The organism is Daejeonella sp., assembly GCF_049655485.1.
In the GTDB taxonomy this organism is placed as follows: Bacteria; Bacteroidota; Bacteroidia; order Sphingobacteriales; family Sphingobacteriaceae; genus Daejeonella.
The window spans coordinates 1-1,514 of sequence record NZ_JBASJU010000251.1 but is presented as its reverse complement, the minus strand read 5'-3'; the positions used below and the strand labels follow the sequence as shown (position 1 = coordinate 1,514).

General features: G+C 39.3%; 2 protein-coding genes. Both read left to right on the top strand.

Annotated elements, in window-relative coordinates:
• Positions 1-746, top strand: a 746-nt coding sequence (locus WBJ10_RS10805; RefSeq protein WP_424290162.1) for a polysaccharide deacetylase family protein, incomplete at its 5' end; no start/stop codon positions are given.
• Positions 747-820: 74 nt separating this feature from the next.
• The gene (locus tag WBJ10_RS10800; protein WP_424290160.1) at positions 821-1,333 is read left to right on the top strand and encodes a DUF2911 domain-containing protein; all 513 of its coding nucleotides are present in this window, start codon (positions 821-823) and stop codon (positions 1,331-1,333) included.
• Positions 1,334-1,514 lie beyond the last annotated feature (181 nt).

The following is a 1,514-nucleotide window of genomic DNA, read 5'->3' as shown; positions in this document are numbered from 1 at the left end:
AGAACAAAGAAGAAGAAACCCCTGCGCGGAAGAATGGAAAAATCGCCAGTGCAGCCGAAATACTAGCTCGTCCTCAGGTGCCCATCCTTTGTTACCACCAGATCAGGAATTGGACGGCTTCAGATGGAAAAGTTGGCAAAGATTATATAGTCCCTACTGCAGAGTTTAAATCGCAAATGAAAATGCTCGCTGACAGCGGGTACAACACTATACTGCCTGATCAGTTATATAATTATCTAGCTTACGGGGCAGAACTGCCGAAAAAACCTATCATGCTTACTTTCGACGACACGAAGCTTGATCAGTGGACAGTTGCACTTCCTGAGATGAAAAAATATGGATTCAAAGGTGTGTTCTTTATCATGACAGTTTCATTGGGAAGACCCAACTATTTAAGCAGAGAGCAGGTGAAACAAATGTCGGATGCCGGCCATGTTATCGGATCCCATACCTATGACCATCAAAATGTTAAAAAATATCAGGGAGAAGATTGGGTAACCCAGATTGAGAAACCAACCAAGACTTTGCAGGAAGTAACCGGTAAAGACATTAAATATTTCGCCTATCCTTTTGGCTTATGGAACAAGGAAGCAATTCCGGAGTTAAAGAAGAGAGGTTTCACTTCAGCCTTTATCCTTGCTGAAAAAAGGGATGAGAATGATCCTTTGTTTACCATACGAAGGATAATCGCGAGCGGGTACTGGAACACAAAAACTCTACATAATAGCATAATTAAAAGCTTTTAAAAACGTAACATTCCAGTCTGGAAATATTGAGATGGGCTCAAATCCGTTATATTAGTAAATCAATAAAACCAATTATGAGAGAATTAATAATCTTAACCCTTATTATGGGTTTTATCACAAGCTTTAATGCTTCTGCACAGCAAGATAAGAGCAAGCGGCCAAGTCCACCTTCTAAAGTATCCCAGACACTTAAATCTGGAGCGGTAATTTCTATTGATTACAGCCAACCTTCAGTGAAAGGAAGATCAATGGCAACACTTACCCCGGCAGGCAAGGTATGGCGTACTGGAGCGAACGAAGCGACAGTCTTCGAAACTTCTCAAGATGTAAAAATTGAAGGAAAAACTTTACCTGCTGGAAAATACAGCGTTTACAGTATCCCCGGAGAAAAAGAATGGACTTTGATTTTCAATAAAACATGGAATCAATGGGGAACTATTTATAAAGCAGATCAAGACGCTTTACGTGTAAATGTAAAGCCAGGCAAAGCTGATAAATTCACAGAAAAGATGACTTTCAACATTGACAAGAAAGGCAAAGTTTCTCTTGCATGGGCCGACACGCAAGTTGATTTTAAAGTTGAATAGAGAAAAATTATTATATTAGAAGGGCTTAAGTGAAAAACTTAAGCCCTTTTTTGTTGCGCGATAATTTGATAAAACCCAAGAAACCCTGTATGAAGCTTATTTACGCTTACTTCCTCATTAGCATTTTTATCTTGTCTTCAATCACCTCATGTAACTCAGGCTCTCAAAATTTCATCAAACC